This window comes from Hymenobacter aquaticus (assembly GCF_004765605.1).
Taxonomy (GTDB): Bacteria; Bacteroidota; Bacteroidia; order Cytophagales; family Hymenobacteraceae; genus Hymenobacter; species Hymenobacter aquaticus.
The window spans coordinates 351,549-373,821 of the sequence record NZ_SRLC01000002.1 but is presented as its reverse complement, the minus strand read 5'-3'; the positions used below and the strand labels follow the sequence as shown (position 1 = coordinate 373,821).

General features: G+C 62.7%; 14 protein-coding genes. 4 read left to right on the top strand and 10 right to left on the bottom strand.

Annotation, left to right across the window (positions count from 1 at the left end):
• Window positions 1–217: 217 nt before the first annotated feature.
• The 4 genes from E5K00_RS14435 to E5K00_RS14420 are packed head-to-tail and all read right to left on the bottom strand — an operon-like array spanning window position 218 to window position 10,026.
• Window positions 218–6,802 carry a non-ribosomal peptide synthetase gene (locus tag E5K00_RS14435; RefSeq protein WP_135464028.1) on the bottom strand — a complete coding sequence of 2,195 codons (6,585 nt, stop codon included), beginning with the start codon at window positions 6,800–6,802 and terminating at the stop codon, window positions 218–220.
• A gap of 4 nt (window positions 6,803–6,806) precedes the next feature.
• On the bottom strand, window positions 6,807–8,843 hold the full coding sequence (locus tag E5K00_RS14430; RefSeq protein ID WP_135464027.1) for an AMP-binding protein: 2,037 nt from the start codon (window positions 8,841–8,843) through the stop codon (window positions 6,807–6,809).
• Window positions 8,844–8,889: 46 nt separating this feature from the next.
• Window positions 8,890–9,579, bottom strand: a complete 690-nt coding sequence (locus tag E5K00_RS14425) for a formyltransferase family protein (RefSeq protein WP_135464026.1) — start codon at window positions 9,577–9,579, stop codon at window positions 8,890–8,892.
• Between the two features lie 39 nt (window positions 9,580–9,618).
• A complete protein-coding gene (locus E5K00_RS14420) occupies window positions 9,619–10,026 on the bottom strand; it encodes a hypothetical protein (protein WP_135464025.1) in 408 nt (135 codons plus the stop codon).
• 740 nt (window positions 10,027–10,766) lie between these two features.
• Here E5K00_RS14420 and E5K00_RS14415 point away from each other — a divergent pair.
• Both E5K00_RS14415 and E5K00_RS22855 read left to right on the top strand, forming a co-directional pair.
• Window positions 10,767–13,013, top strand: a complete 2,247-nt coding sequence (locus tag E5K00_RS14415; protein ID WP_135464024.1) for a beta-1,3-glucanase family protein — start codon at window positions 10,767–10,769, stop codon at window positions 13,011–13,013.
• Window positions 13,014–13,182: 169 nt separating this feature from the next.
• Window positions 13,183–13,353 carry a hypothetical protein gene (locus tag E5K00_RS22855; protein WP_167856901.1) on the top strand — a complete coding sequence of 57 codons (171 nt, stop codon included), beginning with the start codon at window positions 13,183–13,185 and terminating at the stop codon, window positions 13,351–13,353.
• A gap of 77 nt (window positions 13,354–13,430) precedes the next feature.
• Here E5K00_RS22855 and E5K00_RS14410 read toward each other — a convergent pair whose 3' ends face one another.
• The 6 genes from E5K00_RS14410 to E5K00_RS14385 form a co-directional block, all read right to left on the bottom strand.
• Entirely contained in the window at window positions 13,431–15,848 is a 2,418-nt protein-coding gene (locus tag E5K00_RS14410) for a hypothetical protein (RefSeq protein WP_135464023.1), read from the bottom strand.
• A 276-nt stretch (window positions 15,849–16,124) separates the two neighbouring features.
• Complete coding sequence (locus E5K00_RS14405; RefSeq protein ID WP_135464022.1) at window positions 16,125–16,805, bottom strand: sterol desaturase family protein; 681 nt, start codon at window positions 16,803–16,805, stop codon at window positions 16,125–16,127.
• A 79-nt stretch (window positions 16,806–16,884) separates the two neighbouring features.
• Entirely contained in the window at window positions 16,885–17,406 is a 522-nt protein-coding gene (locus E5K00_RS14400) for a shikimate kinase (RefSeq protein ID WP_135464021.1), read from the bottom strand.
• A 134-nt stretch (window positions 17,407–17,540) separates the two neighbouring features.
• Window positions 17,541–18,596: an ABC transporter permease gene (locus E5K00_RS14395; RefSeq protein WP_135464020.1), complete on the bottom strand. Its 1,056-nt coding sequence runs from the start codon at window positions 18,594–18,596 to the stop codon at window positions 17,541–17,543.
• Between the two features lie 69 nt (window positions 18,597–18,665).
• The gene (locus E5K00_RS14390; protein ID WP_135464019.1) at window positions 18,666–19,775 is read right to left on the bottom strand and encodes a BT_3928 family protein; all 1,110 of its coding nucleotides are present in this window, start codon (window positions 19,773–19,775) and stop codon (window positions 18,666–18,668) included.
• 160 nt (window positions 19,776–19,935) lie between these two features.
• Entirely contained in the window at window positions 19,936–20,490 is a 555-nt protein-coding gene (locus E5K00_RS14385; protein WP_135464018.1) for a DUF1599 domain-containing protein, read from the bottom strand.
• Window positions 20,491–20,633: 143 nt separating this feature from the next.
• Between E5K00_RS14385 and folP the strand changes: the two genes are divergently transcribed.
• Window positions 20,634–21,422 carry a dihydropteroate synthase gene (gene folP / locus E5K00_RS14380; RefSeq protein WP_245328301.1) on the top strand — a complete coding sequence of 263 codons (789 nt, stop codon included), beginning with the start codon at window positions 20,634–20,636 and terminating at the stop codon, window positions 21,420–21,422.
• On the top strand, window positions 21,419–22,258 hold the full coding sequence (cdaA, locus tag E5K00_RS14375) for a diadenylate cyclase CdaA (protein ID WP_135464016.1): 840 nt from the start codon (window positions 21,419–21,421) through the stop codon (window positions 22,256–22,258). The genes folP and cdaA overlap by 4 nt, the downstream gene beginning before the upstream one ends.
• The last annotated feature ends 15 nt before the right edge of the window (window positions 22,259–22,273 follow it).

Genomic DNA, 22,273 nt, shown 5'->3' with positions numbered 1-22,273 from the left:
GTGACAGGTAAGGCCGGCGCAGCGAAGCCAGGTAGTAGATAAAGCAGGAAGCCGCTTCGCTGAGCCGTAAGTTGGGTAAGCTATAAAACGCCGGATGCGGCGGGGTATCGATAACAGCGGGGCAAGCCGCAGGCCCGGCGCACCAGGCGCCGGGCCGGACTTCCCCCCCTGCCGCCAAACGCAGTCGGCGAGGCGGCCGGGAGGATAGCGTAATTCCTTAGAAAATCAGTTCCGTTTCGTCCTGCTCCACGCCCACCGTCTCGTTTTCCATCCAGCTCACCGCGTCGATGTAGTTGGACAAATGCTCAATGGTGGGTTCGACGAACAGGTTTTTGAGGTCAATCTTGACGCCGAACTCCTCGTGAATCCGGGACAGCACCCGCGTGGCTTTCAGGCTGTGGCCGCCCAGGTCGAAGAAGTTGTCCTTGATGCCGATGGAGTCGGTTTCCAGGATGTTCTGCCAGATGACGATCAGGCGCTCATCCACCTCGTTGCGCGGGGCCACGTAGTCGGTCAGCGGCTCACTGCCCGCGTCGTTGGGGCGGGGCAGCGCGGCCCGGTCGATGGTGCCCTGGCTGGTAAGCGGGAAGGCGTCCAGGCGAATCAGGGAGGCGGGCACCAGAGCGGCGGGCAGCGTGGTGGCCAGCGCCTTTTTGATAGCCTTGGCACTGAGCAGGTTGCTGAGCACGTAGTAGCCCGTCAGCTCCAGCTCGCCGGTGGCGGTGCGGGTGGCCAGCACGGTGGCCTCCTGCACGTCTTCCAGCTGGCGCAGCGCGGCTTCCACCTCGCCCAGCTCGATGCGCTGGCCCTGGATGGTTGCCTGCCCCTCGGGCCGGCCCACGAGCTCCAGCTCGCCGGAGGCCAGCACGCGGGCCCGGTCGCCGGTGCGGAACAGCGTTTCGCCGGCCCGGAAGGGGTTTTCCACGAAGCGCTGGGTTGTCAGCTCGGGGCGGGCGTGGTAGCCGCGGGCCACGGCGGCCCCGCCCACATACAGCTCGCCGGTGGCCCCCTGCGGCACGAGGCGCTGGTTGGCATCGAGCACCACGGCGCTCAGCGTAGGCAGCACGCGGCCGATGTGGCTGCTCTTGCCCGCGTTGATTTCCTGGGCCGTCAGCTCCTTCCAGGTGGTGAAGCCCGTGGTTTCGGGGCGGCCGTAGAGTACCGCAATGGTACTGTTGGGGTAGGCCTGGTTCCAGTCCTGGGCTGCTTCCGGCTGCAGGTCGTCGCCGGCCAGCAGCACGCGGCGCACGGCCAGCGGTGAGGCGGCAAACTGCTTTTTCAGCTCGGCATTCAGGCTGCGGAAAGCGGCGGTAGGCTGGTGAAGCACCGTAATTTCCTGCTCTTGCAGCCAGGCCCAGAAGGCGGCGTTGTCGGCGGTGGCGGCGGCGGGGGCCAGCACGGCCGTTGCGCCGTGCAGCAGGGCGCCCAGCACCTCTGCTACCCCGAGGTCAGAGCTCAGGTTGTGGGCCACGCTCCACCGGTCATTAGCGCGGAAGCCGAACACGTTGGCGGCGTTGCTGAGCTGGCTGATGAGGTTGCGGTGCTCCATTTCCACGCCTTTGGGGTTGCCCGAGGCATCGGAAGTATACAGCACCAAGGCCAGATGCCGGGGCTCGAGGGTAGTCGTCACCGCGTCGCCGCGGTAGGCGGCCGTCGTGATGTCCAGGAAGGCCGCCACGCCCGATTCGGCAACCTCTTTCGGCATCGAGCCGTCGGTCAGCACCAGACGGGCGCCGCTGTCCTGCACCAGGCAGTCGAGGCGGGTGGCGGGGTCGGCGGGGTCGAGGGCCACGGCGGCGGCTCCGGCTTTCAGCGCGGCCAGCAGACCAATCACCTGCCACTCGGTGCGCTGGAAGCTCAGGGCCACCGGGGCCTCGGGCAGTACGCCGTAGTCGGTGAGCAGCACGCGGGCCAGCTGCCCCGAGCGTTCATCCAGCTCGGCGTAAGTCAGGCTCCGCTCGGCAGTTACCACGGCAACCTGGTTGGCGTGGGTGCGGGCCATGTCCTGGAAGCGGCTCACCACGGTGGCGCTCTGGTCGAAGCCGGCGGCGCGGTTATCGGTGAGGGCCAGCAGCTCTTGGGTAGCGGCGGCGGCCAGCACGTTCACCTCGCTCAGGCGCAGAGCCGGGTTGGCGGCTACTTGCTCCAGCAGGGTGGTCAGGTGCTGCGCCAGGCGGGCAATAGTGGCGGGCTGGTAGAGGTCGGTGTTGTATTCGAGGCTGAGGCGCAGGCCGTCGGCTTCTTCCGAGAAGCAGAACGTCAGGTCGTACTTCGTGACGCCGGTGTTCAGCTCCAGCTTTTCAAACTGCAGGGCCGAAGACAGGGCCTGCGAGGCTTTCGAGGCTTCCGTGTTCTGCATGATAACCATCACGTCGAACAGGGGCGAGCGGGACAAGTCGCGCTTCAGGTTCAGGTCGGCCAGCAGCATCTCAAACGGATACACCTGGTGCTCGAAGGCGTTGAGCAGCTTGTCTTTCTGCTGCCGGGCCAGGGCCAGGAACGTCTGGTCGTCGCTGAGCTCGTTGCGAATGGCCAGGGTGTTGACGTAGAAGCCAATCTGGTCTTCGAGCTGGATATGGTCGCGGCCGGCCACGGGCGTGCCCACGGTGATGTCGCGCTGCCCGGAGTACTTGCTCAGCAGCACGTTCACGCCCCCGAGCAGTACCATGAACAGGCTTAGGTCGGCGCTGTTGGCCAGCTGCTTGAGCGGGCCCGCAACGGCCGGGTCGAACACGATGTTGGTGGTGCCGCCGTGGTAGGTTTTGATGGCGGGCCGGTCGAAGTCGGCGGGCAGCTGCAGGGTCGCGCCCAGGTTGTCGAACTCGCCCAGCCAGAACCGGCGGTGGTCATCGAGCTTCTCGTTGGAGAGCTCCTGACGCTGCCACACGGCGAAATCCTTGTACTGGAGCGTGAGCGGAGCCCAGCCGGCCTCCTGCCCCTGGGCCAGGGCGGCGTAGGCCTGCATCACCTCTTTCACCAGCACCCCAATGGACCAGCCGTCGCTGATGATGTGGTGCATGCAGAACGAGAGAATCTGCTCCTGGCCGGCCAGGTCGATGAGGACGCTACGCAGCAGCGGGCCTTTTTCGAGGTTGAAGGGCTGGTTCCACTGCTCCTGCAGCACGTCTTCCAGCTGGGAGGCTGCGCCGTTGGCGTCTACCGCCAGCTTCTGGATGGCGAAGTCGATGGCCGAGGCCTCGTGAATCAGCTGCACGGGCGTGCCCTGGTGCTCGGTGAAGGTGGTGCGCAGGCTTTCGTGGCGGGCAATGACCTGCTGGAAGGCTTGCTCCAGCAGCTGCACGTCCAGGGTGCCCTGCACGCGGAAGGCGGCCGGCATGTGGTAGGCTACCGAAGCCTCTTCGAAGCTGGTCAGCACCCAGAGGCGCTCCTGGGTGAAGGACACGGGGTAGAACTGGCTCTGGTCGGCGAGGCTGATTTCGCGGAAGCGGGTTTCGTTTTTGCGCTCCAGCAGCTTGGCCTGCTGCTCGATGGTGGGGTACTGGAACAGCTCGTTGAGGGAAATATCCTTACCCAGGCGCTTCAGCACCAGCGACTTCAGGCGGGTGGCGCGCAGGCTGTGGCCCCCGATTTCGAAGAAGTTGCTGCGGATGCCGACTTCCTTCTTGCTGAGCACTTCCTTCCAGAGCTGCTGCAGGCGGATTTCCAGCTCGGTGGTGGGCTCCACCAGGGCGGCGGCTTCGGCGCCTTTCTGCGCGGGCAGGGGCAGCATTTTCTTGTCCACCTTGCCATTCGAGTTCAGCGGAATCTTGTCCATCTTCACCCAGTAGGTAGGCACCATGTAGGCGGGCAGGCTCTTGCCCAGGGCGGCTTTCAATTCTTTGTTCGACTGCTCCTCGCTGCCTTCCCAGTAGGCCACGATGGTTTTTTCGCCCTGAATGTCTTTCACCACCACCACGGCCTGCTGCACGCCGTCCTGCTGCTCGAGCAGGAACTGAATTTCGCCCAGCTCGATGCGGTAGCCGCGCACTTTCACCTGGTCATCGACGCGGCCGATAAACTCGACCTGGCCGTCGGGCAGCCAGCGGCCGATGTCGCCGGTTTTGTACATGGTGTGGCCCGGGGCGAAGGGGTTGGGCATGAAGCGCTCCGCCGTCAGGTCGGGGCGGCCGTGGTAGCCTTTGGCAATGGACTGGCCGCTGAGGTAAATCTCGCCGTCGACGCCCTCGGGCAGCAGGTTGCGCGACTCATCCAGAATGTACATCTGGGTGTAGCCCACGGCCGAGCCAATCGGAATGATTTCGTAGCCGTCGTCGGCGAAGCGGTAGTTGGTGCTGTAAGTCGTGTCCTCGGAGGGGCCGTAGAGGTTGCGCACTTCCATGCGGCGGTAGTCCAGGTCCTTCTTGAACTTCTTGGGCACCGGCTCACCGGCCATGTTCAGGGCCACCACGTTCGAGAGGTCCACGCTGTCTTCCAGCAGGTTGCGCACCACCGAGGGTACGGTATTCACCAAAATGTCCTTATCGTGGGGCAGGTACTGGGGCAGCTCCAGGGCCGAGCTCAGCAAACGGATTTTCTTGCCCTGAATAAGGGGGAAGAAGAACTCGTAGACCGACAAATCGAAGCAGTACGAGGTGGCCGCGTAGAGCAGCTCGTAGGGCGTATGGGCAAATTCCACGCAGCACCACTTCAGGAAAGCAATGGCGTTGCGGTGGCAGATCTGCACGCCCTTGGGCTTGCCGGTGCTGCCCGAGGTGTAAATCAGGTAGGAGGTTTTTTCGCGCAGGTCGCCGGCGTTGGGCATCTCCCCTTCGGTAGCCAGAATGGTGGCCGCCTCGGTGTTGAGGTTGATGACGCGGCCCTCGTAGATGGCCGGAATCAGGGGGCTGCTGGCCGTGTCGCTGAGAATGAGCAGCGGGTCGGCGTCTTCCAGGATGAAGTCGATGCGGTTCTGCGGGTAGGTCGGGTCGACGGGCACGTAGGCGGCCCCGGCCTTCAGAATGCCCAGCACGCTGACGATGGTCCAGGCCGTGCGCTGCATCAGAATGCCCACGAAGGGGTTGTCGGCGGTGCCCAGCTTACTGCGCAGGTACACGGCCAGCCGGTCCGACTGTTCGTTCAGCTCCCGGTAGGTCAGGGTTTTATCCTTGGTAATCAGGGCCACCTCGTCCGCGCGGGTGCGGAACGACTCGGTGAGCAGGCTGATCATGCTGGCCTCGTCGATGCCCTCGATGGGCACGTTGAACTGGGTCAGGATCTTGGCCTTTTCCGCGTCCTGAATCAGTTGCAGCTCGCCCACGTGCTGGTAGGGGGCGGCTATGGCCTGCTGGAGCAGCGAGAGGAAAGCCTGGAAGAAGCGGTTGATTTTAGCTTCCGAGAACAGCTCGGTGCTGTAGTCGATTTCGAGCACGAACTGGTTGCCGGCTTCGGTCGAGAAGCTGAAGCTCAGATCGAACTTGGCACCCTGGTGGATGCTCTCCAGGCCGGCGCCGTCGGCGAAATAGTCGTTCAGCTCCAGCAAGCGGAAGCCGTACTGCTTGGTCATCTGGATGCTGCCGTCGCCGAAGGCCGTGTTTTGCAGCACGATCATCACGTCGAACAGCGGGTTGCGGCTGGGGTCGCGCACCAGGTTCAGCTCTTCCACCAGCTTGTCGAAGGGGTAATCCTGGTGCTCGAAGGCCTGCAGGGTGCTCTGGGCGGTTTCCTTCAGGTAGGCGGCAAACGACTGCTCGGGCGTGATGCTGGTTTTCAGGGCCAGCGTATTCACGTAGAGGCCCACCTGGTTTTCCAGGTCGTAGTGGCTGCGGCCCGACACGGGCGTGCCCACAATCAGCTGCTTCTGGCCCGAGTACTTGTAGAGCAGCAGGTTGAGTGTGGCGTGCAGCAGGCTAAAGAGCGTCACGTGCGACTCCTTGCAGAAGCTGTTCATGCGCTGGTACAGGGCCGCGTTGAAGCTGAACTTGGCCAGCGCGCCCTTGTAGCCCTTGTTTTCGGGCCGCACGAAGTCGGTGGGCAGCTGCAGCGGGTCGAGGCTTTCCTCGAGGCGCTCCATCCAGAACTTGCGGTATTTCTCGCCGCTTTCCCCCGTGAGCTTGGTGGTCATCCAGGCGGCGTAGTCTTTGTATTGCACGGCCAGCGGGGCGGCCGGCCCGGCTTCGCCCTTGCACAGCGACTCGTAGAACGCCATGACTTCCTGCACGATAACGCCAAACGACCACCCGTCGCTGACGATGTGGTGCATGCCGAAAAACAGCGCAAACTCGGTGGCCGACAGCTGCACCAGCTTCACTTTCAGCAGCGGGCCGTTGGTCAGGTCGTAGGGCTCGTTGGTGAGGCGGGCCAGCTCGGCTTCGAGGCGCTCCTTCTTGTTGGCGACGGCCTCGATGTTGTCGTGCTCCAGGGCAAAGCCGATTTCGCTGAGCACCAGCTGGCGCGGCTCGCCTTCCACTTCCCGGAACACGGTGCGCAGGCTGTCGTGGCGCTGCACGGTGGCCTGAAACGCCTTTTCCAGGTTCACCTTGTTCACGGTGCCCTGCAAATAAAAGCCCTTCACGATGTTGTAGGCCACCGAGCCGCCCTCAAACTGGCTGAGCACCCACAGGCGCTGCTGGGCGTTGGACAGCGGGTAGCTGGCCTGCTGCTCCACCACCGGAATCGGCTGGTACACGGCCTGCTTGGTGGCCTCGCGCAGGAAATCCACAATCTTACCCTTGCGGGCCTTGATAACATCAATCAATTCCTTGCGGAGGTTGCTCGTTTCACCAATCAGCTTCAACTGCTCACCTTCCAGCTTGGGGAAAATCTTGCTGGCTTTTAGTTCGTTAATGATATCCAGGACCTTCATAGGATTATAAGATTATTTCTTTACCGTTTTCTTGTTTGCTATTCAACCACAGGGATAATTCGATTTTTTCCGCCAGCTCCTCCACCGTGTTGATCTGGAACAGCTGGGTAGCGTCGAGCTGCAGGGATAATTCGCGGTTCAGGGTATTCACGATTTCCATCGAGCGCAGCGAGTCGATGCCCAGCGAGGTGAGCTCCTGCGTGCCGCTGATCTGGTCGGCGGGGCAGTGCTGGAGCTTGCTGGCCAGCACCATTTTCAGGTAGTGCTGAATGCTCTCGGCCGTGCCTTCCTGCTGGGCTTTCGAGAGGCGCAGCAGGTAGTCGGCCGTGTCGAGCACCGCCGTTTCGCGGGCCTGGGTGAGGGCTGTCAGGTAGTTCTGGTGGTAGTTCTGGGCGCACTGCACCCGCTGGAGCTTGCCGCTGGAGGTGCGCGGAATGGAGAGGGGCGGCACCAGCACCACGTCGTAGGGGCGCAGGCCGGTTTCGTCGAGCACCTTGTGCTCAATGGCCTTGATGATGGGGCGCGTGTCGGCGGTGCGGGCGTGCTGCCGCTTGAGCTCAGCCAGAACTACCAATTCCTCGGCGCCGGCAATTTCGACGGCAAAGGCCGCCACGCCGTTTTTCTCCACCGCCTCGTGGGCCGTGCCGGCCGAAAACTCAATGTCGTAGGGATAGTAGTTTTTGCCCCGAATGATGAGCAGCTCCTTCAGGCGGCCGGTGATGTAGAGGTCACGCTGGTGAAAAAAGCCCAGGTCACCGGTTTTGAAGTAGCGCTGGGTGTCGTCGCTGCGGAAGGCAATCCGCTCGTTGTCCAGGTTCCAGTAGCCGGCGCTGGTGCTGTCGCCGGCAATGCAGATCTCACCGATTTTCAGCTCGCCGGCTTCCTGCTGCGTGGTGGCATCCAGAATCCGGACGTGCATGCCGTCGGCCACGCGGCCCGAGGCCACCAGAATGCGGGCCGAGGGCTCGGCCGGGTCGAGCAGGCAGAGCTGGTTGGCGGGCAGCTGGTCGCCATCCACGGCCAGGGTGCGGTACTCGGGGTTGGTTTTGGCCCCCGATACCAGCAGCGTGGCTTCGGCCAGGCCGTAGCAGGGGAAAAAGGCGTTGGATTGAAACCCGGCGGCCCGGAAGTGGGCCCGGAAGCGGGCCAGCGTGGCGGCCCGCACCGGCTCGGAGCCGTTGTAGGCCACTTTCCAGCACGACAAATCCAGGGTGCTGACCTCGGCGGCGTCCACGCGGTCCACGCACAGGTCGAAGGCGAAGTTGGGGCCGCCGCTGTGGGTGACGCGGTAGTCGGAAATGGCCTGGAGCCAGCGCTGGGGCTTTTGCAGAAAGTAAAACGGCGACATGAGCACGCCCCGGCCACCGGTAAACACCGTGTGCAAGATGTTGCCGATCAGGCCCATGTCGTGGTAGAAAGGCAGCCACGAGCCGATGATGGAATCTTCGTCGCAGCCGAAAGCCTGCTGAATCAGCAGCTCGTTGTGCAGCAGGTTCTGGTGGCTCACCATCACGCCCTTGGGCCGGCCCGTCGAGCCGGAAGTGTACTGAATGAATGCAATAGTGTTGGCGGCCGTATCCAGCGCGGGGGCGCGCTCCTGAAAAGCCACGGCCTCCAGGGGCTCGTCGGTGGCCAGGACGGGCATGGCCAGCTCGGGCAGGCCGGTCTGGATGCGGCTCAGGTACTTGCCGCTGGTCAGGATGGCGCTGCTCTGCGAGTCGCTGATGATGGTGGTCAGGCGGGCCATGTGCTTGCTGCCCCGGGGCAGAAACATGGGTACCGCCGTGACGCTGGCGCGCAGGCAGGCCAAAAACGCCACGATGAAGTCCAGGCCTTCGGCGTAGAGCAGCATGGCGCGCTGGCTGCCCAGGCCGCGGCCGGCCAGGTGGCGGGCCAGCTCCGTGACCCGCTCGTTCAGCTCGGCGTAGGTGATGGAGCAGGTGTTGGCTTCTTCCTCGTCCAGATAAACGAAAACTACTTTCGCCGGGGAAGTGCTGGCGTAGTGCGCCAGATAGTGAGTAAGCGTAGCGTAAGAGTTCAAGGGCGTAGCGGTATAAAGCGGATACAATAGAATAAGGCGGGGCCGGCTAGAGCTGACTGATCAGCGTGTGGGCCTTGGAAAACCACATTTCGAACAGGCCGAAGTCGGTGGCGTTGGCGTAGGCCGGGGCCGTTTTGTGGTCGGCCAGCTTCACCAGGTCCTTGTAGGAATACAGTTTGCTGGTGGGCTCGGGCAGCACCGGCGACTCGAACGAGGCGCCCCGGATGATGTGGTGCAGATTTTCGTTGAAGATGGCCTCGCAGCTTTTCAGGCACTGCACCATCACGTCTTCGAAAGTGGTGTGGGCGTTCAGCGGAAATTTCTTGATGGCCAGGCAGCGGCCCGTGTCGATGTTCTCGTCGATTTCGTGCAGCGACACGCCGTATTCCTTTTCCCCGTTGAGCAGGGCGAAGATGATGCAGACCTCGGGCTTGCCGCGGTACTTGGGAATCAGGCCGCTGTGGATGTTATAGAACCGGAAGCCGGGCAAGCTCAGGATGGGCTTGCGAAACAGCCAGCCGTTGTTGATGGAAAACACGATTTTATCGGACACCAGCCGGGCCAGGCTTTCCACCTCGTCGTTGATGTTGGCCACCTGCTGAAACGGAATCTGGTGCTTGGCACAAAAGCCCGCCAACTCGTTGGTGGGGCTGTATACCATGTCGATGGGCACGTTGCTTTGGCGCGTAAACAGGAGCGTACTCTGCAGCAGACCGCCTTCACCTACAAAAATCATGGGTCGTTTTCTTTAGGAATGAGCTGAAAGTCAAACGGGTTACTCGGCGGCGGCCATGCTGCGCACCGCGGGCTTCGACTGGTACACGGCGCTTTTGCCGGCCAGCAGCGCGAGGCCCGTGAGCAGGCCGCCAATGAGGCCGGACGCCAGCAGCAGCACGATTTTGTGCAGGCCCATCACGCTGCCCACCTTGGCAAACAGGTCGGCCTGCGAGAGGGTGCTGTAGAGCGTATTAGTGCCGGCCCACACCACAAAGCCCACCAGAAAGCCGATGCCGAAGGCCGACACGTTCCAGCGGCGGTGGGGCAAGGCCAGGCCGAAGGCAAATACCACCACCGTGAAGCTCCACCAGGGCAGCATGGCCAGTTGTTTCACCAGAATAATCAGCAGAGCCAGGCCGACGCTGATGGCAAGGGAGGCTCGTAAGTTGTTGGTTGTAGCGCGCATATGGATAGAGAAGGTTAAATAAGCCGGGGTGAGGCAGTAGGCTGATGGGCAGCGGCAGCGAAGAATACCAGCTGGCGGCAGCAAGCTCGTTTTCTCCGACTCGCTGGTCATCAGCCTCTTGCCACTAAGCCAAAAGTGCCGGCTTGGCGGCGGATCCAAAAGAATGTTACACCAACTCCCGCATCCGCTGGACCAATGCCCCGGTCCGATATTCGAGTACGCCTGGGGCGCCCCCCGGTCCCGGCCCTAAAACGACCGTCGGGGCGCGGTTTCGGCCGACGGCCCGGCCAGCACTGCGCGCGCTACCCGTAGTACCCCTGGCGCTTTCTTTAAAATATTATCAATAAACCAAGCTATTAAAGCAAATATTTTCATTGTTTATTAAATGAAATGCCCCGGCATTTCTAATTCCGCAATTAAACCAACTTATCTGCTGCTGCCCGCGCCGGCGTGTGCCGTAAGCCGAAGACGCGTGCGAGCTAAGCGTATAGCCGCCGCTACAGGGCCCTACAGCCCCCTTCGCCGGGCCTTGATTTTCTCGAAAAAGGCCTATTACATTTAACTAATTCTATCGGCTGCGGCCCCCGTTTTTGGCGGGGCGGCCCAGCCTGCCGCCCGCCCCGGCGGCCCCTCCCCGGCTACTCCCCCACGCGTTTACCAGCTCCCGTACCGCTGCTTCGGCCGCGCGGCGGCGCTACGTTCTGTCTGCTTTCCATTTCCACCATCCATTCCCTATCCGTATGAAAACAAGTACGTTCTTTCTGCGCCTGCTGGCGCTGCTCCTGGTGCTGCTGCCCCGCCTGAGCCAGGCGCAGGGCAGCATTCCGTTTACCATTGCCAACAACTCCCCCTTCCCCGACACCGACCTGTACGTGGCCATTGTCGGCATCGACCCGGCCGGCAACCACGTCTGGATCAACGCGGCCAACGGCCAGGTGCTGCCCATGAGCTCCTCGTACAATACCGTGACGGGCCCGACCTACAACGGCAACACCGGCCCGGGCGCCAACTCCAAGTACGCGGCCTGCTTCACGCGGCTGAGCAGCATTCCCAACAAGACGTTTACCCTGCCCTACATTGCCGGCTGCCGGGTGTTTATTTCCCGCGGGCAGCAGCTCTACCTCTACTTCTTCGGGGCCTCGGGCGCGCCTTCGGGCTACGCGGCGCCCAACCCGCAGAACCCGAACGACCCGAACAAGGACATCCTGTACGAGTTCATTGAGCTGACCAACAACCAGTACGGGTTCTTTGGCAACACCACCCGCGTCGATGCCTTCCGCTACCCCATGGGGCTGGAGCTGTTCGGCGGGGGTGGCTACCAGAAGCGCACGGGTGAGCTGAAAACCGCCGCCGACATCGTGGCCGCCTACAAAGCCAACGTGCCCACCGAGTTTCAGGGCACCGTGAACAACACCACCGGCGAAATCACCTTCCCGTCCAAGACCCCGGCCTTCCAGGACGGCTCCAACGGCACCGTGGCCGGCCCCTACGGCCAGTACTTCAAGAGCTACATCGACGCCATCTGGAACAAGTACAAAACCACGGACCTAATTTTCTACGCCGGCAACGCGGGCGTCTTCAAGGGCCGCGTCGATGCCAACGACCGGCTGGTGGTGGTGGGCCAGTCGGGGGCCTTTGCGGGCCGCACGGGCATTATCAACGGCCGCCCGACGACGCAAATGGCCTTCGAGGGCAAGGGTTTGCTCGACAACCGCGTCAGTGATGGCGACTGTGACTTGGTGGTGCAGGCCCAGATGACGGCCGCCATTAACCGCCACGTGGTGGACGTAACCACCGCCACGCCCGGCCAGCAGAACTGGTACGACGCCAGCCGCTACTACCAGGCCGCGCCGGCCAACTACTACGCCCGCTTCTGGCACCTGCCCGGCATCAGCGTGGATAACCTCAGCTACGGCTTCGCCTACGACGACGTGAACGACCAGTCGGCCACGCTGCACACGCCCCAGCCCACCAAGGTGGTGGCCACCTTCGGCGGCTACGCGGGCAGCACGCCGCCCCCGGTGGCGGGCGTGAGCACCATGTACAAAGACTGCAACTACACCGGCACGGCCGTCAACCTGCCCGTGGGCGACTATACCCTTTCGGCCCTGCAAAGCCGGGGCATCCTGAACGACGACATTTCCTCGCTCAAGGTGAATGCCGGCTACGAGGTGGTGCTCTACGAAAACGACAACTTCACCGGCGGCACGCTCACGGTGGGCAGCGCCGGCAACAGCTGCCTGGTGAATAACCCGCTGGGCACCGGCAACTGGAACGATAAGGCTACCTCCGTGCGGGTGCGCACGGCCCCGACCAGCACGTTCAGCGTGACCTTGCAGGCCGAAGCCGCCAACGTGAACAATGGCATGACGGTGGAAGCCTGCTCCGACACCGGCGGCGGCCAGGACATGGGCTTCGTGGACGCGGGCGACTACCTGGTCTGGAACAACATCAGCTTCCCCACCACCGGCTCCTACCTCATTGAGTACCGCGTAGCCAGCGGGGCCAGCGGCGGTACCATCTCTTCGGACCTCAATGCCGGCACCATCCAGTTCGGCAACTCAACCATTCCTGCCACCGGCGGCTGGCAGACCTGGACCACCGTTTCCAAAACGGTGACCATCAACGCGGGCACCTACAACTTCGGCATCTACGCCCAGTCGGCCGGCTGGAACATCAACTGGGTGCGCATCAGCAAAGCCGCGGCGGCCCGCACGGCCGGCACGGCTCTGGCTACCAGCGGGGCCCAGCGCAGCCTCGAAACCCTGGAAGTGTACCCCAACCCTGCCCAGGACCAGCTGCGGCTGCGCGCCGAGCTGCCCCTGACCGGCAGCCGCTACCAGATTCTGGACCTGCGGGGTAAAACCGTGGCCTCGGGCACCCTGCAAACCAGCACTGTACCGGTAGCGGCCCTGCCCGCCGGCCTCTACACGCTGCTGCTCATCACCCCCGACCAGCAGCAGGTGCTGCGCCGCTTCGCCAAGTAGGCCCGGGGGTTGCCAGCTTGTCTCTGAAAAAGGCTGCTCCAAGCGGGGCAGCCTTTTTCCGTGTAGGCTTAGAATCCGGCTATAATCCAACCTTTTCCGGCAAGCCGCAGTATTCATCAGGGTTGGACCCAACCGGCTCCTCTCCTACTTCCTTCCCGACCCTACCGCCATGAAAAACTACCGTATTCTCCTGCCTGCCTTGCTCGTGCTGCTGACCTTTTCGTTGAGCAGCTGCGAAGTTGTCGGCGACATCTTCAAAGCCGGCATCTGGACCGGCCTGATCGGCGTGGTGCTGGTCGTGCTCCTGATTCTGTTTATCCTGCGCAAAGTGCGGCGCTAACCGAGCTTGTTAGATAATAGAAAAGGCCGCCCCAGATGCTGGGGCGGCCTTTTTACTTTGGCAGGAAGTGTAAGCGGTTACTCTTTCACCACCCGCAGCACTACGGGGCCGGCGGCGGTAGCCAGCTGCACCAGGTAGAGGCCGGCGGGCTGCCCGGTCAGCAGCAGCGGCAGGCGGGCCTCCCCGGCCGCCACCGGCTCGTTCAGCTCCAGCACCGACTGCCCCAGCAGGTTCACGACGCGGCCCCGCAGTTGGGTGGCCTCCCGGAAGTTGGTGCGCAGCTCATACCGCCCGGCGCCGGGATTGGGGGTAATGGCAAAATCGGCGGAAGCCGCTCCGCCCTGCACCACGGCCACCGGCGAAAAAGCCGTGCTGCCGTCTGTATCGACCTGACGCAGGCGGTAATAGGTCGTACCGGTCAGGGGCTGCTGGTCAATGAAGGCGTACGAGTGGGGCCGGGTGCTGGTGCCGGCCCCGGCTACCCGCCCGATTTCGGCGTAGGTGGCGGCGTTGGCGCTGCGCTCCACCACGAAGTAGGCGCTGTTGGTTTCGGTGGCCGTAGCCCAGGCGCAGGCCACGGTGGCCGCGCTACGCTGGGCGGTAAAGGCGGTCAGGGTGACGGGCAGCACGCCCCCGGTGCGCGAGGCCACGGCAAACGGCGAGAAGTTCTTGACTCCTCCCCGCTTGGCGGCTTTCTTGTTGGCCGCAGGCACCGCGCCGGGCGTCTGCTTCACCCGGTCCCAGCTCAGGCCCGTGGTGTAATGGTCCACGAAGGCATTGGCGTCGTCGAAGCCGGTGCCCTCGTCTTTCGGGTCCCAGAAGGCTTGCAGGGTAATGTCGGAGTTGCCGGGCACCTCTTCGCTCACAAACCAGGTTTTCTTCACCACGCCCTCCGTCACTACCCCGGTGCCCACTTCATTCGCGTCGTAGTTGCGGTACACGTTGCCGGCCACCCGCACCTTGTAGGTATCCTCCGAGCTGGCCGCCGTCTGCGACAATACGATGGGCGTGTAGTCGGCGGCGGTAGCCGTGGTGGCTACGGGAAAGGTTACCTCCTCGCCCGTGCTGCTGACCGTTTGCCGCAGGCCGCCTTTGCCGTTGGTCACGAAAAAGGCCGTACCCGCCAGGGTCCGTACCCGCCCGTTTTTCAGGATGGTCAGGTCGTGGTCCGCCAGGGTCAGGGTCGAGAGGCCGGGGCTGGTAAAGGCCAGGTCGCTGGTTACCAGCACGGGGCCGGCCAGGGTTTTGGGGCCGGTGCCGTTCAGCTTCAAAATGCCGTAGCTGCCGCCGTTTACCCGCTGGGTAGTGGCGGTGCTGCTGTTGAGGTATTCCACCACGCTTTGCAGGTTCAGGGTGCCCAGCGTGAGCGTATTCTGGGTTTTGGCAATGCGCAAACGGGACCCCGACGTAACGTCGACGGTGGCCGTCAGGCTGGCCGCGTTGTCGAGGTAAAGCACGGCCCGCTCACTGGCCGTGCCCACCACGAGCTTGGAGTTGGTGCCCGTGATGGCCCAGGAGCTGGAAATGCGGTTAGCCAGGGAATCGGTGCCGCGCACGTAAAAGGTGGTGTTGTCGACGGCGAAGTTGTGGGGCTTGGTGCCGCTGCCGTCGGTGTTGATGCCCCACCTGTTCTTATCGGTCAGGTCGCCGGTAGCTTCCGAGTAGAAAATATTGGTTTCGGGCGTGATAACCACGTCGTCGATGCTCAAGCCGTTGCCGTTGCTGGCCGAGTTGAACACGTACGACCAGCGCACCATGATTTCCTCGCCGGGAGCCAGCACCACGCCGCTGCCCCCGAGCAGCTTGGCCTGCACCACGCGCCGGTTGGTGGCCGCGTTGCCGTCGCGCGGGGTAATGGCCGTGCTGGTAGACGGGGCCGGCACGTCCAGCTCGCCAACGGGCGTCCAGGTGCCGGTCGTGAGCTGGGTGATGGGCGTGGTGGAGCGCCGGTAGTGCACCCGCATGGTGGCTTCCTGGGTGTTGCTGGAGTTGTACCACTGCTCCATGGCGTACTTTATTTCCAGGTTCTTGATGGGCACCGACGAGCTGTTTCTCAGCCGGATGCCGATGTAGCCTACGCCGGCGGTTATGTTGGTGGAGGCAATGCCGCCCAGGGCCCGGTCGAGGCTGCCGCTGGTGCCGAAATGGTACCACGCGGCCCCGTGCGGCGTACCGTCGGCATCGACGGTGGAGGCGGTGGCGTTGCCTTCCGAGCCGTCGTCGGGGGCCAGCTTGGCGGGCGTGCTCAGCCGCTGGTACGACTCGAACTCGCTGGCACCGAAGCTAGCCAGCGTGAAGCGGGCGTACACGCCGGGCAGCGTGGTGTTGCTGTTGAAATTGGCCTTGGTGTTAGCCAGCGAGTTGAAGCTCTGCACGTAGGCCCCCAGGCCGGCGGAGGTAGCATCGGGCTGGTTTTTGAACTGATACTGAGCCGTGGCCGGTGCCGTGCCCAAGCCAAGCGCCGCGAGCAGCAGGAGAAAGTAACGTGTCTTCATAGGTGGGGATAGAGTGGAACGAAATGGCAAGGCAGCCTCCATCCAGTAGTACGGACGGTTACCGCGCACCAATCAAAAATATATAATTAGTTCCCATAAAAGCCATAAAACCATTGACTTATTTTAATTTTATTGGAAAAATATAGAATTATATAAGCCCTAATAGACCGTAAAAAAGTCTTCGATTAATTATACTTTGCCACCCATTGTTAAGGTTGAGCCACAAAAAAGCCCGGCTCTTGCGAAGCCGGGCTCAGTATGGGCAGCGTAGCGGCGCTACTTGCTTTCCGCTTTCTTGGGCATGGTGCCGATGATATGGTCCCAGAGCGTCGACGACACGCCGAAGGCAATTTCGTCCTGCCGGTAGTGGTGCTGGGCGTGGTGCGTCCACCACACTTTCAGGAAGTTCTTGGGCGGGGCGTAGGCGTGGATGGCGTAGTGCACGAACAGGTAGAGCGCATAGCCAAACGTGAAGCCCGCCAGGATACCGAAGGCGTAGCTGCTGAAAATGAAGCGGAAGATGAAGAACAGCAGCGAAGCCACGAACACCGTAATGATGGGCGGCATGGCCAGGCGGGTTTTATCCTTGGGATACTCGTGGTGCACCCCGTGCATGGTGTACTGAAACTTGGCCCGCTTGGGCGTGGTGGCCGGAATATGGTAGAGGTAGCGGTGCATGGCATACTCCACGAAGGTGAACATAAACCAGCCCAGCAGAAACAGCCCGAAAGCCGATACCCCGCTGATAAAGCCGCGCGTCAGGCCGTAGTACAGGCTGCCGGCGGCCGTCAACAGGAAGATGGAGACGGGCAGGGCTATGTGCGTGTGCGTGAGACGCTCCAGCACGGGGTTTTTGAACAGCTGCGCCGACCCTTTGTGCTTGGGCTTGATCTGGTCAGGTGTTTTTACCGGGGAAGGAGCCGTGTCGAGGGCCGGTGAGGAAGGAGCGGAATTCATAGGAATGATCAGCTTTTGGAAAAGGCAAAAGTACGCAGAGACGCACAAACACTGCGCCGAATACGCAGAAGTGCTCGGGTTAGCTACTCACCCGGTACTGGTGCAGCAGCTGCCGCACTGCCGCTACGGTGCAGGAAGGGCCCTTACAGCGCAGCGGGGCGCGGTTATAAAACTGTTCCCGGGCCGCTAAGGTTTCGCGCAAACGGGCTTCCAGCTCGGCCGGGCCAGCCGACTGGGCCAGCAGCGGCCGGCTGGCGGCGGCGCGCTGCAAGCGGGCTACCAGCTCCTCCACCGGCACCTCCAGGTAGAGGGTGTGGCCCGTGGCCAGCAGCACCTCCAGATTCTGGTGGAAGCAGGGCGTGCCCCCGCCCGTAGCCAGCACCACGGCGGGCAGCTCGGCCACCACTTCGCGTAGCACTTCGGCTTCCCGGGCCCGGAAGTACGCCTCGCCGTCGGTGGCAAAAATATCGGCCACCGTGCGCCGCTCCCGCCGCACGATTTCGGCGTCCAGGTCGCGGAAGGGCACTTCGTAGGCCGTAGCCAGCGCCCGGCCCAGGGTCGTTTTGCCGGCTCCCGGCATGCCAATCAAGTACAGGCGCATCTTGGTTAAGGTGCTAATTGTTAATGTGCGAATGTGGTGTTAATGTGCGAAATGTGGAAAATGTGCTGATGTGCTAATGATGCATTTCTCACATTCACCCACATCAGCACATTCGCACATTAACAATTAGCACCTTAACTGAGCTTCACGCGGGGGTCGAGCAGGGCGTAGAGCACGTCGACGACGATGTTGACCACCACGAACAGGAAGGCAATGAAGATGGTAGCGCCCATGACCACCGGAAAATCCAGGTTTTCGACGGCCCGCAGCGTCACGGTGCCCAGCCCTTTCCAGTTGAAGATGTACTCGATGAAGAAAGCTCCCGCCATGAGCGACGCCAGCCAGCCCGAAACGGCCGTGATTACCGGGTTCAGGGCATTCTTGAGGGCGTGGCCCACCACCACGCGGTAGCCCGACAGGCCCTTGGCCCGCGCCGTGCGGATGTAATCCTGGCTGAGCACGTCGAGCATGGAGCTGCGCGTGAGCTGGGTGATGACGGCCAGCGGCCGGATGCCCAGCGCGAAGGCCGGCAGCAGCAGGTTGCGCAGCACCAGGTGGCGGCCCGTGAAGGGGTCGGTTTCGTAGAGCTGCCCGGTCAGGTTCAGGCCGGTCCAGCGGCTCCAGTAAAACCCGAACGTCATGGCAATGAGGATGCCGGCCACGAACGAAGGCACCGAAATACCCAGCACCGACGTCGTAATCAGGGCCCGGTCGAGCCAGGAATGGGGCCGCAGCGCCGCCACGATGCCGAAGCCGATGCCCAGCACCGCCGCCAGCAGCATGGCCGCCAACGCCAGCCACAGCGTGCCGGTGAAGTGGTCGGCCAGAATGCTCAGTACGTCCTTGTTGCTTTGGAAGGAGCGGCGCAGGTACGGCACTTTCAGCACCACGGCCTTGGTGCCGAGCGGCAGCAAAGCCACGCCGCCGTACTTGGCTACCCCGGCCGAGTCGCGCGGGTGCACGCCCACCGGCGACACGTCGTTCAGGTAGCCCACCAATTGCACCGGCACGGGCTGGTCGAGGCCCAGGTCGGCGGCAATGGCGGCGCGGGTGGCCGCATCCGAGCGTTGGCCGGCCAGCAGCGCCACCGGGTCGCCGGGCAGCACCGTGAACAGGAAAAACACGGTGAGGGCCACGCCGGCCAGCACCAGTATGCCCTGCAACAGCCGCCGCAACACGAAGGAAATCATGGGATAGAATTAAGAGAACGTCATTCCGAGCTTGCCGAGGAATCTCGCGTTCTGGTTTTAAATTACCAACTACAGCAGCTCCTCCAGCTTGGCGCGGCTCGGAATGTCGTGGTAGTGGAACTTGCCCTTCACCACGCCGTCCTTGAGCAGCATAAAGCCCGGGTTCGAGCGAATCATGGATTTGAGCACCGTCGCATCGGCGTAGTAGAACGGGGCCGACAGGTTGACTTCGTGGCGGAAGGCATCGAACTCGGCCGGGCTGCTGCTGGTAATGACCAGGGGCGTAATCTTCTTCTGCGACGAATCGGCCGACAGAATCAGCTTGTTGATCATTTCGAACCGGTCCCGGTCGGCGTGGTCGGTGCTCTGAATGATGAGCACCAGCTTATTGCCCTGCAACAGCTCCTGGGTGTAGTCGCCCTTGTCGTTCCAGACCTTGAAATCGGTGATTTTGGGGCCGGCTTCGGGGTTCAGAGCCACCATCTGCTTGTACTTCCAGGTGGTGTCGGTGGGGTATTCGGTAAACTCCTGGCTTTCCCCGTTCTTCTCCATGATGTACTTGTAGCGCAGCGGCGCCGAGGCCTTCATCAGCTTGCCGATGTCGTTGCCGACCTTGTAAGGTAGAAAGTCGAAGTAGGGCAGGTGGCCCAGGGCCCGCACCCCGATGCCGATGGCCACGGCCGAAGCCAGCGTCATGTACATGATGCCCAGCATGCCGCGGGCAAACACCCGGCGCAGGTAGCGCTGATTGAAAAACACCACGGCCCAGAGCACGAGCAGGAACACGTCCTTGCTGAACGACGTCCAGGGTGTGAGCTTGATAAAGTCGCCGAAGCAGCCGCAGTCCGTTACCTTGTTGAAGGCCGCCGAGTAGAACGTAAGGAAGGTGAAAAACACCAGCAGCACCAGCAGCACCCACAGCGTCTGGCGCAAATACCAGCGCAGCAGCAGGGCCACGCCCAGAATTACTTCCAGGGAGCTGAGCAAGAGCGACAACAGCCGGGCGCTGTCCTTGAACCACAGAAAGAAGCTGGCCAGACTAGGTACGGAGGCGGCAAACACCTCAAAGTACTCCTCCAGCTTGTAGGCCGTGCCGATGGGGTCGTTGAGCTTGACCAGTCCGGAAAAGATAAACAGCGCGCCCAGCAGCAGCCAGCAGATTCGGGTAATGAGTCTCATGGGGGACTTAAGAGTAGGGACGTGAGTCGTAATAGCGTGGAGAAGGGCCGCACGGTGCGGCTATAGCGCCTCATACGGGAAACTAACCGGGCCGTCGGACAGAGGTTGCGCCACCGACCGGCCCGAAAAGTACTCCGCCGGCCGCTAAGCTCCTACAAAACTAGGCGTTAGGGTCGGCAAACCCCATCTTAATCAGCACGAATACCGCGTAGTTGAGCATGTCGCGGTAGTTGGCGTCCACGCCTTCCGACACCCGCGTCAGACCCGCCAGATCTTCAATCTGCTTGGTACGGTGCAATTTCATCAGGATGATGTCGGTGATGCTTTCCACCCGCATCTGTCGCCAGGCCTCGCCGTAGTCGTGGTTTTTGGCAAACAGCAGCCGGCGGTTTTCGGCCACCTGCTCGTCGTAGGCGGCGGCCACCTCCGCCGGGTCCAGGTCCAGGGGCGCATCGGCGGGCAGGCGCAGCTGCATCAGGGCAATGATGCAGTAGTTGATGATGGCCACGAACTCCTCCTCCACCCCATCGGCCACCAGCTGCACGCCCTTTTCCTGAATGGAGCGGATGCGCTGGGCCTTGATGTAGATCTGGTCGGTGACGGAGGGCAGGCGCAGAATGCGCCACGCGGTACCGTAGTCGTGGGTTTTGGCCAGGAACAGGTGGCGGCAGCGGCCAATAACCTGGTCGTACTCGTGCTGGGTTTGGTTACTCAAAATTTTCGGCCTACTTTTAAGAATCCCGGTTTTTAGCCTCTTTGCTCATGTCGGTCCAGGCTGCGAAAGATACGTGTTTTTCTCCGAGGCAAACCCTGCGTTGCCCCGGTGGGCGCGTCCTGAATCTGGCCGCGCCCCAGGTCATGGGCATCCTGAACCTGACCCCGGATTCGTTCTTCGCCCGGAGCCGCGTGGCCGGCCCCACCGACCTGCTGCACCGCGCCGAAGCCATGCTGGCGGCCGGGGCCCGCGTGCTGGACGTGGGTGGCTACTCCTCGCGGCCCGGCGCCGAGCACATCAGCGAAGACGAGGAAAAAAGCCGCGTGCTGCCCGCCATTGAGGCCCTGCGCCGCGCTTTTCCCGAAGCTTTTCTCTCCATCGACACCTTCCGCGCGGGCGTGGCCTGCGCCGCCGTAGCCGCCGGGGCCGACATCCTCAACGACATCAGCGGCGGGGAGCTCGACGAGGCCATGTTTGCCACCGCCGGCCGCTTGCAGGTGCCCTACGTGCTGATGCACATGCGCGGCACGCCCCAGACCATGCAGCAGCTCACCGACTACCCCGACGGGCTGGTGCTGGAGCTGGTGCGCTACTTCCGCGACAAAGTGGCCCGGCTGCGCGCCGTGGGCGTGACGGATATCATTCTGGACCCCGGCTTTGGCTTTGCCAAGACGGCCGCCCAGAACCACGAGCTGCTGGCCTATCTGCGAGAGCTGCAACTGCTGGGCCTGCCCATCCTGGCCGGCCTCTCGCGTAAAGCCATGGTTTACAAGACCCTGGACCTCACCCCCGACGCGGCCCTCAGCGGCACGGTCGCCGTCAATACCATTGCCCTGCTCAACGGCGCCCGGCTCTTGCGCGTACACGACGTAGCCGAGGCCGTGCAAACCGTGCGGCTCGTTTCCAACACCTACCTTCCCTCGTCCCCGTGATTGGCACCTTCAGCATCGGCTTCCTGCGCATTGGCTGGATAGACGTCGTGGACGTGCTGCTGGTTACGGTGCTGTTTTATCAGCTCTATAAGCTGCTGACGGGAAGCGTGGCGCTGAAGATTTTCCTGGGCTTGATGTCCATCTACCTGCTTTACCTGGTAGTAAAGGCCGCCGGCATGGAGCTGCTCACCAGCATCCTGGGGCAGTTTATGAGCGTGGGGGTGCTGGCCAGCATCATCCTGTTTCAGCAGGAAATCCGCCGCTTCCTGCTCACCATCGGCAAGGCCACGGCGTTTGATAGGATGCGGGTGTTTCCGTGGCGGCGCGACGCGCCCGCCGAGCGCATGAGCATCACGCCCTTCGTGGAAGCGGCCAAAAGCCTGGCCGGCAAAAACACCGGGGCCCTGATTGCCTTCCAGATGGTGTCGGATCTGAAGTTCTACGGCGACTCCGGCGACCTGATCGACGCCACCGTGAGCAAGCGCCTGCTCATGTCCATCTTCAACAAAACCTCGCCCCTGCACGACGGGGCCGTGATTATTGCCGGCAACCGCATCAAGGCGGCGCGCTGCATTCTGCCCGTGAGCGAAAACCCCGACGTGCCCGCTTCTATGGGCCTGCGCCACCGCGCCGCCATCGGCCTGACGGAAGTGACCGACTCGGTCGTGCTGGTAGTGAGCGAGGAAACCGGGCAGATTTCGCTGGTGCGGGGCGGCGAGGTGTACCGCAATCTGTCGTCCTCCGATCTGCGGGCCCGCCTGAACGAGTTCCTGTTCGACGCGGCTCCGAAGGCGGCCAGCCCGTCGGCTTCGGCTGCCGCCGAAGTAGCCGCCTAACGCGCTTTTCGGCCC